Source organism: Ichthyenterobacterium magnum, assembly GCF_003610635.1.
Lineage (GTDB): Bacteria > Bacteroidota > Bacteroidia > Flavobacteriales > Flavobacteriaceae > Ichthyenterobacterium > Ichthyenterobacterium magnum.
The window spans coordinates 570,044-582,951 of record NZ_RAQJ01000001.1; the positions used below are offsets into that span (position 1 = coordinate 570,044).

Genomic DNA, 12,908 nt, shown 5'->3' on the forward strand with positions numbered 1-12,908 from the left:
GACTTAGTCTTGATCTAAAAATTGTTGTTGTTTTAGTTCTGAGATTCTATGTTCGGCATATTTTATAAACAAGTTATTAGGGTATTTCTTTTTAAAATCTTCATAAACCTTAATTTTTGCATCGTAATCTTTATAATATTCCTCTTTGGTTCTTGCTAAAAAAAATGGCGTGCTTATATTATTTGGGTTTTCTTTTAACGCAATATTAAACGCTTCAATAGCATCTTTATGCCTTTTTTGATGATTGTATACAACCCCTAACCGTTGATACTCGTGATCCAATGGCGTATTTAAAAGTTTTAATGCTTTCTCCATAAATTTTTCAGCATTAATAAAGTCTTCAATTTTTTGATAATATGTGCCTATTACAAACATTGCCGAAGCATCATACGGATTAAATTTTAAAGCTATTTTTCTATGTTTAATTGCTTTTTTAAATTCATACTCTTGAGCATAACATAGGCTAAGTTTTTCGTGAATAAACTCTGTTGACTGACCTAGTTCTAACAACTTTTCAAACCACTTAGATGCTATCAAGTATTTTTCTTGCCAATAATAGTTTAAAGCCTTAAGATTAATTAACTCTGCATTGTTTTCGTAGCTTTCTAAACCTTTGTTAATATAATTTTCAGCTATTTCATGATGTCGCTTTTTTACATGATGTTTAGCTACTTTATAAATTGCTTTTTGATGCTCTTGGTCTAAATTAAATGCTGTTTTATAATAGCTTAAAGCTGTAGAATCTTTTTGTTTCTCTAATACTAAACCTAACTCATAATGATAGTTTGGATTAAGGCTATCTGTTTTTATTAAGGTTTTAAATGTTTTTGAAGCAGCTTTAAATTTTTTAGTTTTAGACAATAATTTAGCATATTCATACTTTACAAGCATATCATCTGCATTTGCATTTATAGCAGCTTCGTAATTTTGTAATGCTAAATCGTAGTTACCAATAGCTACATAAGCTTTGGCAATTTTATCATAAACTTCTGACTGATTATCATACGTTTTATAATGCTCAATGGCTTTACTAAAATTTCCGTTTACATATAAAGAATCTGCAAAATTTAAAACTGAAGTTTGAGCTTCAGTTTTAAATATGACTAATAATATAACTACAAATAAAAATTTACGCATTTAAATAATTTACATTTTAATGAACTTGAAATAGAATTGGTAAACTATAAGGCACAACTACAGCTTTACCTTTATGTTTTCCTGAGATAAATGTTGGCAACGTTTGTATAACACGTATTGCTTCTTTTTCTAACTCTGGATGCGGTGCTCTTGCTCTTATACCAAATACTTTTCCGTTAGTATCAATTTTAAAAATAACGCTGATACGTTGTCTTCCTTCTAATCCAAGTGTTTTAGCTAAGTCTAGATTAAAATTCTTGTTAACGTGTTTAGCGATATTCTCAGTTAAACACACTTTTTTTCTTTCATTTGTTTCGTTTTTACAAAATGAAAATGTTGGCGACTCGTCAACAACTGCTATTGGAACTTCTACATTATCGAAACTAACTCCTGCATCTTCAACAACTTCTATTAACTCATTTAATGTCTCTTTAGAATTAACTTTTTTATCTTGCTCCCTTACTTCTTCTAAATTCATATAGAGTGTATAACTTAATCCATTGTTAGTGTTAATCTCAATTTCATTATATCCATTTGGAACTTTCTCATCGATTGAGTGCACCGAGTAAGTCATTTCATCTGTTATACGATTAAGTTCTGCCCAACCTACATACTTTGGGTTGTTGTTTAAAAATGCTTCGAAACGGTTACAAACTTCTTTTGTAGCTGCATCTATCATATTACCTGCTTTTAAGGTATAAGTGTATTGACTCTGATTGTTTATGCTTTCTGCATATGCTTCTTTTTCACAAGAAGTATAGATTAACATCCCAAAAACTAACGGAAGTAATAGTGTATACTTAATTAAATGAGTTTGTTTAGATTCTGACCTATTTAACATGAGTATTCGTTTTTTAATTAATGATTGTTTGAAAAATGGATTCACAAATGAAAACTGTTTTGTTTCGAAAATTTGAGTTAATAGGCTTTCATAATATTCTGTCTTGCTCTCATGTTTTACTGCTTTTTCATCTACAATAAATTCGTGCAATTCTGTTATTCGTTTTTGGTACATGTATCGATTCATGCTTTAAAATAGATGCTTGTTCTTCACTTTTAATCTGATCACCCAAGAACACATAGTGAAAAAACGAAAATGCAGCATTACTTTTAAGTAGCTTAACAATAAGAAGGTTGCCTTCCCAGCGTTTGGGGTTTTTAACCAATAACGTAAAAAGCTTTATCATTTTAATTGCTAAAATGAGTGCAGCTACACATGCACCTATAATTAAAAACAACTCCCAAGTCCATACATTTGATGACTCAGAAACTATTCCTGCTTGTATGGCTATTGGATCAGTAACTTGAGGCACTGCATTACCAATAATAACTTCTGGTAATCGAATAACTAGTTGGTCTGAAACAATAGACTTAAAACTGCTTATTTTTATAAAAGGAAGAATAATAGAACTTATTGCAGCAATTAATAAGTAAGCTCTATTATAGTTAAAAAAGGTCTCTTTTTTTAAAACAACATCGTATATAATCAAAAAGACTAATTGAAATGCTATAGTTTGTAAAATATAATGCAACATACTACTTTTCTTTTTTATTAATTTCTTTTAAAACAGATTCTAGGTCTTTCATACTAATATCATTTTTCTTCACAAAAAATGATACCATACTTTTAAAAGACCCTTGAAAATAACCATCTACTAACTTGTTTATAGATTGATTGCTGTATTCTTGTTTTGTAACAACAGGAAAATACACATGACCTTTACCAAGTTTTTCGTAATCTACAAAGCCTTTATTTTCTAATATTCTAACAATTGTAGAGACCGTATTATAAGCCGGTTTTGGGTTTGGCAATACATCAATAATACTTTTTACATTAGCTTTATTAAGTTGCCATAAGACTTGCATAATTTCTTCTTCGGCTTTGGTCAATTGCTTCATAATACTGTTTATTAATTAATTCCTCGAATTAAATATATAACTAAATATTTAGTTGAACTAATTTTTTAGTTTAAAATGTAACAAAAGCCGCTCTATAACGTCTAATTTTATGAATACTATATACATTAAATGGATATTTTTTTAATTATTGTTGCAGCTCTATTTATAATTTTAGGAATTATAGGCAGCTTTTTACCCATCTTACCTGGACCTTTAACAAGCTGGGTTGGATTACTGATTATTCATTTCACAGATATTGTCCCAATGAATTGGACATTTTTAACCATAACATTAATTATAGCTTTAGCAATATGGATATTAGATTATATAATTCCAGCAATGGGAACCAAACGTTTTGGTGGAAGTAAATACGGAATGATTGGTACTTCTATAGGCTTAATTGTTGGTTTGCTAGCGCCAATTCCTGGAGGAATTATTATTGGCCCTTTTTTTGGAGCTCTAATAGGTGAACTATTAAATAAGAGTGAATTTGACAAAGCTATAAAAGCGGCATTTGGTTCATTTTTAGGATTCATTGCCTCAACTTTTGTAAAATTTATGGTAGCTATGATTTTTTTGGTTCTCTTTATAGAAAAAATTATTTAAGACTCGACTTTACTTATATAAAAAGAGAAAACCTAACAATTATAAACTGTTAGGTTTTTTTCTTTGCTATTAATTCAACAAATTTACTTAGAGGGATTAATTAATTCTGTTGACTATCCAAATATATGTTTTAGCAATAACTTTTTGTTACGGAAAAACCGTAAACTTGATGCGGAAAAACCGTAGTTTTCAGTAATAACAATAGATACAAGGCATTTAAAAATGGTAAAAAAGTGAAATTTTAACACTTTTTTTATAGAAATCCTTTTTTTTTGGCTTCATTAATTAGTGTTTCGTCCTTTCCATCTTCAATAGAAAACAAAAGTTTAAGTTGCTTTTTTCGTTTTTCAATAGCACTCATAGATAAATCTATGTACTCTATTAAGCTTCTTGTTTTTATGCCTTGAGATAATAAGTGAAGTATTTTACGGTTAACCTCATCGACATAAATTTCGTTAACGACTGCTTTATTTAAAAAGTTGCTTACTGTACTACTATAATATGGTGGGTCTACTAAAATATGGTGAAATGCTTCAGCCAATTCCATAGAGGTTAAATCACTTTTAATTAAAAAGCCATCTGGATTAATTTCTTTAACAATACTATGTATACGGTAAGATTCGTTAAACATAGTTAAGATAATAACTTTAGAGTTTGGCAATATTTTACGTGCTATTTTTGCTAAATCTTCACCAGAAGTAATCTTTCCATCAGCAGAAGCTGGAAGGCTAATATCAAAAAAACACACATCGTACGGCTCACCATTTGCGGCTTTCTGCATCAATAAATTAGCCGCATCACAATTGTTTGCTGTATCGATGTTTAATGTTTGATTTTCTTTTTTTGTAGCCATCAATGTATTTTGATAACCTTCAATTATGATAGGGTGATCGTCAACCATTAAAATATTGATGTGCTGCATGATTATTTAATTTGAGTATGGAATTTTAATTTCTACAGTTGTTCCTTCATCTAATTTAGAATTGAACTCAACCTTACCTTCTAGTTCATCAACTCTAGAATTTATGTTTTTAAGCCCGATTCCTTTTTTGCTTTTAGTAACATCAAAGCCTTCTCCATCATCTGTAATTGCTAAGCAAATTACATTATTTTTTAATTGAAAACTAATTTTTACTTGCTTTGCATTAGCATGTTTATAAATATTTTGGAGCGACTCTTGTATCACTCTGTAAATGTTGATCTTAGTTTTATTTGGTACAAACTCCCAATTAATGTCATCTGTAAAATTAAAGTCATATTTAAGTTGATATGCTTTAGCTTGTTTTTCAATAAGCTCAGAAACGATATCCATAAAACCAGATCCTGAAACAAAATCTGTATTTAAATCATGTGAAATTTGCCTGATGTCTTGCTCAATAATCTTTAACTCGCCAATATAATTTGCTCTATTTGTTATGGCTTCTTTTCCTTCGCTAAAATTTAAGCTGTCTAAACTTAATCGTGTACCAAACAAACGTCCTAAAATACCATCGTGAAGTTCTTCTGAAATACGTTTTTTCTCATTTGCTCGAGCTTCATCAACTTTATCTTGTTGAGATAACATTAAATTATATATCTCTTCATTTGCTTTTTGTTGATCTTGTATAAATTTTAATTCTTTGTTTTTTGCACGTTGTGTAATGATAATATATACAAGTGTAAGTGTTATTAATAATGCTATTGAAACTGCAGACAACCAAAGCTTTTGCTGAGAGATACGTTCGTTTTCTTGTTCTAATTCTTCAGTTTCTAGCTCTATTCTTGCGTATTTATTTCGCACATTGCGCTCAACATTTAATAAACTATCACTTAATTTAATATGCATATTAAGGTAGTCGTTACTTTTTTCAGCGTCTTCTAACTTAGAAAGCAGTAAAAGAGATTCTAACACTAAATCGTTAGAAGATAATTCTTTAGATAGTTTATACGAGAGATTAGCATAGTGTAAAGCTGAATCTTTTTTTTCTATAGCCAAATAAAATCTTGAATAGTCTATCGCTACACCTAGTTTTGTTAAAGGGTCTTGTATTGTATCACTAATTTTATAAGCTAACTTAAATATATCATTAACCTCCTTAATGTCTTTATCCTTTTTTAGTGATTTAGCGTAGGCTAGATTACCCAAAGTTAAAGCATAAAAAGAAGGGTCATTAACATCTAAGTCGTTCTCATCTATAACACTTTGATATAATTCAATAGACTTATCTAAATCTTCTATTTTTCTATAAACAATAGCTTGATTATTTTTTGAATAAAGTGTATTGTAATAGCCTACTTCTCCATCCATTTTTTCACTAATTTCTAAAGCTTTATTATAGTACTCTAAAGCTTTTTCATAATTATTTAATTTAAAAGAAATAATACCTATTTGATTATATAATATCCATAACTGGTCTAATACGGCTTCACTTTCAGGTAAACTGGTAAATATTTTTATGGCTCTTACCGTATTCTCTTCACTTCCAAAATAATCTTTATCATATTGTTGCAAGTATGAAATATTAACAAGTATTTGGGCCTCTTTTTCAAATTGACCTTGCTTGTTATATAATTTTAATGCTTTAGAGTAATAATAATAAGCACTGTCATTTTGTGAACTTGCATCATGATATATTGCCAAGTTATGATACGCTATTACAATAGAAGATGAATCTTTTAACTTATTTGCAAGTTCTAAATTTTGATGGTTAATTTCTTTAAATGCATTGTAGTTTTCAGTCAAATAATATAAAACTGAAAGACGTTTATCTGAATTCAAAATAGTAGTGTCTACTCTGCTATGATGGGCTAGACGTGAAGATTTAATGCTATATGTTAATTTCTCTTCTAAGGGTAAGTTAGGATCTTTTGATAAACTTCGATAAAAAAGAATACTATCTAATTCTGAAGTAGAATTATTTTCTTGTGCAAGTGACTTAATTGCTAAGCATAGAAAAATAAAAAAGATTAGTAATCGCATTAAGCAGGCTTAATAAATAATTCTAATCCAAATTTAGGCTAAAATTTAACCTAAACAAATAAACAGTAGTAATATATATAGCTCTTACCTATAAAGAATAAGAGCTATATATTAAATAAGTTAATATATTCTAACCTTGAGGTTGCAAGGTTTTTTTAGACTTATTAAGAGCTATTAAATCATAAGTTGTTGTAGCCTCATAAGTATCTACTTCATTTTGTTTGATAGTATCACTACTCTGTCCTGAAACAGTTAGTACTAATACTGCTAATAATAGAAATGTAATTTTTAGAGCTTTCATGGTCATTTAATTTAGGGATTATACAATAGTCAATAATATGTTTGTTTATGTTAATTAATAATTATTAAGCATTACAACAATGCCACTTGAGGGAAGAATGGATTATTAATTATTGAGCATAAAAAGGCTCAATCTTGTATAAAATTGAGGGATAGTATAAGACACATAAATGCATCTAAAAGTAAAATGGATTAAAGTTTTCTTGAATAAGTGATTTAGGGGCTTATTTAAGAACTACGAATATAGGCTAAAATTATTTCGAAATAAAAATAAATCGGATTAAACGTTAGTTATTATCGATAAAATGCGTTTTTGCAATCAATTTTTGTTGATTAACTGTTAATATCTCACTTTTATGGAGCTACAAAACACTATAATAAAAATTATGTAATTTAATGGTGATTATAAATTTTAAGTCATAGTATATGTCATTCTTCAATAGAGATTTAAGTAAAGAGCAAATTATAAGCGAGTACCTAAATGACTTATACTATGACTTAAAACTAAACTTTATTAGAAATAAGGATTTAGATTTACAACTTAAAGGCGTTGATCTTATATACCAGCATAAAGGAACAGATTTTTTTATTGACGAAAAAGCTCAATTAGATTATATTAATATTGAGTTACCTACATTTACTTTTGAGTTGTCTTACTTAAAAAATGGTGAAAATAAATTAGGCTGGCTTATTGACCAAACTAAAATCACAACGCATTATTTTTTAATAACTAGTATTTATGCTAAAGATAAAAATGACTTATTAAAAGGGTTTACATCATGTAAAATAACGAGTGTTAACAGAAATAAACTTAACACTTATTTAAATACGATTGGATTAACTATTGAGCAATTAAATTGTTACCAAAACAACATTAGAAAAGCCGATAACAAAAAGACTAAAATAAAAATTGACGAATTGAATGCTAAAACACAAGGGCTTCTCTATTATTCTAATCATTTAAGTGAAAAACCTATAAACTTACAATTGCGGTTAGATTTTCTTATAAAGAAAAAAATAGCAAAACAAATCTATCCTAAAGCTACTTAATTCTTTTAAGTAATGTTTCTCCTATTTTTTCGATAACACCAACAACCAAAGCGTTACCCATAAAAAAGGCTCTTTTAGTATCTGTAATACTTTCTAACTTTGTGTGATTATCTGGAAACATATTTAAACGTTCTAATTCTTGTGGCACTAATCGTCTATAACCACGCTTGGTTTTAACCACATGTTTAAATCTAGATGCAGATTTACCGCCTTCGCCAGTAATTATTGTTCTTGAAGAATTATCTAATGCATCTGGAAACACCATACTACCTTCACTATACTTATACTTAAAACCCTCTTTAGTTTCTCTAACTTCGCTTTTAGCTCCTTTAAGATATTTCCATTTATGTAATTCATCTTCAGAAATAAAATATGCTTCTGGAACACCTTTATCTTTAATCAGTATGTCTTTTAAATGTGTGTAGCTGCCATTATATATTGACTTTGTTTTCATAGTAAAAACGTCGCCATTAATAAACACACCATTTGTTTCAAAAGGAGACAACTTACCTCCTATATTGAAATTATCTGATATGTGTTTAACGTCTTTATTTAAAACAAAAGTAGCTTCACTTTTATCAAATTGAACTGGAAAACTTTCAGCTAAAACACCATCATTTAAAATCCAATCTTCTTTATTAGACTTGCTAAATGTTTTATAAATATTAGTTGATTTATGATATGCTAAAATAAACACACGTCGTCTTCTCTGAGGCATTCCGTAATCTGCAGCGTTAATAACGCGCCACTCAACAGCATATCCTAACTCATCTAAACTCTTTAACATGATGGCAAAATCTCGACCTCTTTGTGTTGACGGCGATTTTAAAAGGCGGTCTACGTTTTCTAGAAACAGATACTTGGGTTTGTTTGTTTTTTCTTCTAGAATTCTGTAAATCTGCCACCATAAAACACCTTTTTTACCTTGTAATCCTTTTGAGTTTTTTAGTGTAGTTGCAACTGAGTAATCTTGACAAGGAAATCCGCCAACCAACATATCATGGTCGGGAATATCATTAGTTTTAACTTGAGCAATATCATTATTAGAATGGTTACTTGCTCCAAAACGTGCTTCGTAAACTAACGAAGCATGCTGCATTTTTGTAGAAGGCTCCCATTGGTTACTCCAAACCACATCAAACTTATTTTTAACACTTTCTTTATTGGCTTTTTCCAACCCTAATCTAAAGCCACCAACACCCGCAAATAATTCTATAACTTTAATACGTTTTGTTTTACTCATACATAAAATGATGTCACAAAAATAGGGTAATTAGTTAAAAGAAAAACAGCAATTTCATTTCGTTTGTAAACACCAAACTATTTATTAAAATGCAAATAAGCTTTGCCTAGAGACTACATAATCTCACTAAAATTAATTCTTGAAAAGTTTAATTACCTCTATACTTTCTTCAGCTTCTAAAACTAAAAAATAAATTCCTGAAAGCAAATAGCTAATGTCAACTTTAGTTTCATTTCTTGATAATTGTATTTTATTTATTTCTTGTCCTGCAATGTTTATTATTTTGGCTTTTGTTTTTTGAAAACTATCTGTTTTTATAGTTATTTCATTATTAGCAGGGTTTGGATAAACATTAAAAGATTGTTTATCATCAATATTATTTAAAGACAAAGTGCCATTAAAACCTGGTTCTGTAACATGCAAATCCCAAAATAATGTAAATAGCTTATTGCCACAATTAAAGAAAAATGGCAAATAAGTATTGGTTATTCCTGTTGGTAAACCACTTGTATTTCCTAGGCTAAAGTTTGGGGTTTCAGTATTAGAAAAAATAAATGAAGGTGGATCATTAAAATTTGCTAGTTCAGGTTTAATCGAAGCAAAAACATAATTTTCTATAGCAAAAATAGATTGCACCCAAGGATTTGAATAAGAATAAAAGCCTGATGAATTTGTTAGTGTCCAACTTACTCCTCCATCTTCAGAAATATAAATATCATCACCACCATTTGCTGGAGCATTAGACATATATAAACGATCAACTCCATTACTTGCCATTATACTTCCTTGAAAATTAGTGGGCAAACCAGATGTAGAAATTTCTGACCAACTATTACCATTATCTGTACTCTCTAATAATTTAGCTATCCCAATAGCTAACCACTTATTTGATGTAGCAGCTATATCATTAATAACAAAATCTATACTTGTTTCAATCCAAGTGGCATCTCCTAATTGCTTATAATAGGCTTTCTGCCCATTGTGAGCAATAACATATCCATTACCCATATCTTTTACTATCATTGCTGGTTTTCCTGTATTTGTGATATTTTGAGGTAATCCGTCAATATCTAGAACCCATGACATTCCGTTATCTAAAGAGTAGTATAATTCATAATCATATGTGTTAATCTTTGTAGAAGCATAAAGCCTATCCCCAACTCCTCTTAAATATTGAAAAACACCATTAGGAGGTGTTATTGAAGGTGCAGACCAAGTCTCTCCTTGATCAGGCGAATGTACAAATACATTATTCATTCCGCCAACTGCATAAACATTATTACCTAAACTTGTTGCAGCAACTAAATATGAGGATCCAGATACTGTTAGCGCATCTGTTTGAGACCATTGCCCAAACATATGTATTGATATTACAAATAATAATAAAGTGTATTTTACTTTCATAGCATAATTTTTAGTATTAAAAAATAAAATTACTCTATGGCTTAAAAAAAATCAATACGACAAATTACGTATATTTTAAAGTTACTTTACTAGCTTTTAAAATACTCTTTAAAACAAAAAAGCATCCCAATTTTCTATACAGAAAAAAGGAAAGCTTTCCATCGGTTTAACTACTTAAACCATTGACAGACTACAACATCTGCCAAACAACACAACTAAATTTTATTGCCAAAAAAAAGCTCCAACTTGGTTGAAGCTTTTAAGCAATTTTTGCGGTCTGGACGGGACTCGAACCCGCGACCCCCTGCGTGACAGGCAGATATTCTAACCAACTGAACTACCAAACCGTTGCATTATTGCGGTTGCAAATATACACCCCATTTTTCATTACACAAACATTTTTTTAAGATTTTTGAAAAATATTTTAAATAAATCGATGACGCTCTACCATATAAGTCGTCAGTATTTTATTAAAGTCTTTTGTAATGTCTGCTTCGACATACTTAATTTGATATTGACCACACTTAAGACGTAACTCGTTAAAGTACTTTTTTACTGAGGTTTTGTAACCTTCTTTTATAGTGTCTGGGTACAAATTAATATACTCATTAGTTTCTACATCTATAAATCGTTTTGGTGTATTATCAAAATCAAATTTTAACTCTTTCTCTTTATCAAATACATGAAACAAAACAACTTCATGTTTATTATGTTTTAGGTGACGTAAGGCTTCAAATAACTTTACTTCATCTGTTGATGTTTGAAACATATCTGTAAAAAAGAAAATTAAAGAACGTCTATGTATATTCTCTGCTATTTGATGCAAATAGGTATAAGTTTCTGTTTGTTTATTGAGAGGTTTTGAAACTACTGTGTTACTTAACTGACTTAATAGCATTTGATGATGTCTTTCACTTCCTTTTTCTGGTGCATAATAATCGTAAGCATCACTATAAATACTCAAACCAACAGCATCACGTTGTTTTTTAAAAATATGCATTAAAGACGCAGAAGCTAAAGCCGAAAATGCAATTTTATTTAGCTTACTTATTGAAAAATGATTCATAGCTGGATAATGCATCGAGCTACTATTATCTATAATTAGATGGCAGCGTAAATTAGTTTCTTCGTCGTAACGTTTAGTATATAGCTTATCTGTTTTTGCATATAGTTTCCAATCTATATGACGTGTACTTTCTCCTTGGTTGTATATTTTATGTTCGGCAAACTCAGCAGAAAACCCATGAAACGGACTTTTATGCATCCCAGAAATAAACCCTTCAACAACTTGCTTGGCAAGCAATTCTAGGTTTTTAAATCCTCCTGCTTTATTAAGTTCTGCTTGTAAATTCATTTATTATATGATTCCATCTACTATTCCGTAAGCAACAGATTCTTCAGCTCCCATCCAATGATCACGGTTAAAATCTTTCATTACTTTATCAAAATCTTGTCCGCAATTATCTGCCAATATTTGTGCACTCAATTCTTTAGTTTTTAAAATTTCTTGAGCTGTAATTTCTATATCACTTGCTTGCCCTCTTGCACCGCCACTAGGTTGATGAATCATTACTCTAGCATGAGGTTGTATAAAGCGTTTTCCTTTAGCGCCTACAGATAATAAAATTGAACCCATTGAAGCAGCTAATCCTGTACAAATTGTAGACACATCACTATTAAGTGATTTAATACAGTCGTACATTGCAAAACCAGAAGTAACATAACCACCAGGACTATTTATATATAAATGAATGTCTTTTGTTTCTAATGCATCTAAATACATCAAACGGTCTATTACGTGCTTTGCAGATGCATCATCTACTTGTCCCCAAAGAAACACTTTTCGTTCTGCTAATAATTTACTATCAATTAAGTCTTGTGTTTTTGGTGTCTTGCTCATAGTTTTAATTTTTATCTAAAATAAAAAAAGGTTTGCCATTATGACAAACCTTTTATCATTTCTTTCACTTTATATATTATAAAAGAGAATCTATAGCTTCTGTGTAAGCATTTTTTGGAGCAACACCTACTTGTCTTCCAACAACTTCTCCGTTTTTAAATACTAAAACAGTTGGTATGTTACGTACACCGTATTTTGCAGCAAACTCTTGATTAGCATCTACATCTACTTTACCTACTACAGCTTTGTCTGCATATTCACTACTAATTTCATCAATAATTGGTCCAACCATACGACATGGTCCACACCAAGCTGCCCAAAAATCAACCATTACTGGTTTATCGCTATTTAATACTGTTTCTTCAAATGTTGCATCTGTTATTTCTAATGCCATAATATTTATTTTTAAT

14 protein-coding genes and 1 tRNA gene are annotated in these 12,908 nt (G+C 29.7%); 2 read left to right on the forward strand and 13 right to left on the reverse strand.

Going from position 1 to position 12,908, the window contains the following annotated elements:
• Positions 1 to 3: 3 nt before the first annotated feature.
• Genes BXY80_RS02760 through BXY80_RS02775 form a run of 4 tightly spaced genes read right to left on the reverse strand, consistent with a single transcriptional unit; the run spans position 4 to position 3,036 of the window.
• Positions 4 to 1,137, reverse strand: a complete 1,134-nt coding sequence (locus tag BXY80_RS02760) for a tetratricopeptide repeat protein (protein ID WP_120199679.1) — start codon at positions 1,135 to 1,137, stop codon at positions 4 to 6.
• 16 nt (positions 1,138 to 1,153) lie between these two features.
• A complete protein-coding gene (locus BXY80_RS02765) occupies positions 1,154 to 2,164 on the reverse strand; it encodes an energy transducer TonB (RefSeq protein WP_120199680.1) in 1,011 nt (336 codons plus the stop codon).
• Positions 2,106 to 2,672, reverse strand: a complete 567-nt coding sequence (locus tag BXY80_RS02770) for a hypothetical protein (RefSeq protein ID WP_120199681.1) — start codon at positions 2,670 to 2,672, stop codon at positions 2,106 to 2,108. Before BXY80_RS02770 ends, BXY80_RS02765 begins: the two co-directional genes overlap by 59 nt.
• A 1-nt stretch (position 2,673) precedes the next feature.
• Positions 2,674 to 3,036 (reverse strand): BlaI/MecI/CopY family transcriptional regulator, encoded by a 363-nt coding sequence (locus BXY80_RS02775; protein ID WP_120199682.1) that lies wholly within the window; start codon positions 3,034 to 3,036, stop codon positions 2,674 to 2,676.
• A 129-nt stretch (positions 3,037 to 3,165) separates the two neighbouring features.
• Here BXY80_RS02775 and BXY80_RS02780 point away from each other — a divergent pair, with 129 nt between their 5' ends.
• The gene (locus BXY80_RS02780) at positions 3,166 to 3,642 is read left to right on the forward strand and encodes a DUF456 domain-containing protein (RefSeq protein WP_120199683.1); all 477 of its coding nucleotides are present in this window, start codon (positions 3,166 to 3,168) and stop codon (positions 3,640 to 3,642) included.
• Between the two features lie 253 nt (positions 3,643 to 3,895).
• Here the strand turns inward: BXY80_RS02780 and BXY80_RS02785 are convergent, their stop codons facing one another.
• The 3 genes from BXY80_RS02785 to BXY80_RS13885 form a co-directional block, all read right to left on the reverse strand.
• Positions 3,896 to 4,564 (reverse strand): response regulator, encoded by a 669-nt coding sequence (locus BXY80_RS02785; protein WP_120199684.1) that lies wholly within the window; start codon positions 4,562 to 4,564, stop codon positions 3,896 to 3,898.
• A 6-nt stretch (positions 4,565 to 4,570) separates the two neighbouring features.
• Positions 4,571 to 6,601, reverse strand: a complete 2,031-nt coding sequence (locus BXY80_RS02790; RefSeq protein ID WP_120199685.1) for a tetratricopeptide repeat-containing sensor histidine kinase — start codon at positions 6,599 to 6,601, stop codon at positions 4,571 to 4,573.
• Positions 6,602 to 6,731: 130 nt separating this feature from the next.
• The gene (locus BXY80_RS13885; protein WP_162843261.1) at positions 6,732 to 6,902 is read right to left on the reverse strand and encodes a hypothetical protein; all 171 of its coding nucleotides are present in this window, start codon (positions 6,900 to 6,902) and stop codon (positions 6,732 to 6,734) included.
• A 425-nt stretch (positions 6,903 to 7,327) separates the two neighbouring features.
• Between BXY80_RS13885 and BXY80_RS02795 the strand changes: the two genes are divergently transcribed.
• Positions 7,328 to 7,951, forward strand: a complete 624-nt coding sequence (locus tag BXY80_RS02795) for a hypothetical protein (RefSeq protein WP_120199686.1) — start codon at positions 7,328 to 7,330, stop codon at positions 7,949 to 7,951.
• Here the strand turns inward: BXY80_RS02795 and dcm are convergent.
• The 6 genes from dcm to trxA form a co-directional block, all read right to left on the reverse strand.
• The gene (dcm, locus tag BXY80_RS02800; RefSeq protein ID WP_120199687.1) at positions 7,944 to 9,194 is read right to left on the reverse strand and encodes a DNA (cytosine-5-)-methyltransferase; all 1,251 of its coding nucleotides are present in this window, start codon (positions 9,192 to 9,194) and stop codon (positions 7,944 to 7,946) included. The two genes, BXY80_RS02795 and dcm, sit on opposite strands and share 8 nt — an antisense overlap.
• Positions 9,195 to 9,326: 132 nt before the next feature.
• A complete protein-coding gene (locus BXY80_RS02805) occupies positions 9,327 to 10,598 on the reverse strand; it encodes a T9SS type A sorting domain-containing protein (protein ID WP_120199688.1) in 1,272 nt (423 codons plus the stop codon).
• Between the two features lie 273 nt (positions 10,599 to 10,871).
• Positions 10,872 to 10,945 (reverse strand) — tRNA-Asp (locus BXY80_RS02810).
• Positions 10,946 to 11,022: 77 nt separating this feature from the next.
• Complete coding sequence (locus BXY80_RS02815) at positions 11,023 to 11,952, reverse strand: DUF58 domain-containing protein (protein ID WP_120199689.1); 930 nt, start codon at positions 11,950 to 11,952, stop codon at positions 11,023 to 11,025.
• 3 nt (positions 11,953 to 11,955) lie between these two features.
• Positions 11,956 to 12,498, reverse strand: coding sequence for a ClpP family protease (locus BXY80_RS02820; RefSeq protein WP_120199690.1), 543 nt, complete (start codon positions 12,496 to 12,498; stop codon positions 11,956 to 11,958).
• Between the two features lie 76 nt (positions 12,499 to 12,574).
• On the reverse strand, positions 12,575 to 12,892 hold the full coding sequence (trxA, locus tag BXY80_RS02825) for a thioredoxin (RefSeq protein WP_120199691.1): 318 nt from the start codon (positions 12,890 to 12,892) through the stop codon (positions 12,575 to 12,577).
• Positions 12,893 to 12,908 lie beyond the last annotated feature (16 nt).